This window comes from Candidatus Protofrankia californiensis (assembly GCF_900634765.1).
Lineage (GTDB): Bacteria > Actinomycetota > Actinomycetes > Frankiales > Frankiaceae > Protofrankia > Protofrankia californiensis.
The window spans coordinates 13,253-13,776 of record NZ_CAAAFT010000425.1 but is presented as its reverse complement, the minus strand read 5'-3'; the positions used below and the strand labels follow the sequence as shown (position 1 = coordinate 13,776).

The following is a 524-nucleotide window of genomic DNA, read 5'->3' as shown; positions in this document are numbered from 1 at the left end:
GGCGCGCTCGCGCTCGCGCTCGCCTACGCCAAGGCGATCGGCGGCACCCGCGCCGGCGCGCTGCGCACGACCTTCACCGAGGAGACCGAGACCGACCTCTTCGGCGAGCAGGCCGTGCTGTGCGGCGGCGCGAGTGCGCTGGTACAAGCCGGCTTCGAAACGCTGGTCGAGGCCGGATACCAGCCCGAGGTGGCCTACTTCGAGTGTCTGCACGAGCTCAAGCTGATCGTCGACCTGATGTACGAGGGCGGCATCAGCCGGATGCGGTACTCGATCTCGGACACGGCCGAGTACGGCGATGTCACGCGTGGCCCGCGAGTGGTGACGCAGTCGGTAAAGGACGAGATGCGTCGCATCCTCGCCGAGATCCGGGACGGCTCGTTCGCCCGTGAGTGGGTGGCCGAGGACGACGCGGGCCGCCCGCAGTTCACCAAGCTCGTCGAGGAGGGCAAGAAGCACCCGATCGAGCAGGTCGGCGCCCAGCTGCGTCCGCTGATGTCCTGGATCGCCGGGCCCGTCGACTG

At 69.3% G+C, this 524-nt stretch carries 1 pseudogene; it reads left to right on the top strand.

The features are described from left to right. Nucleotides 1-524: pseudogene (locus DD1DGNOD_RS21915) on the top strand (ketol-acid reductoisomerase); the annotation flags it as partial.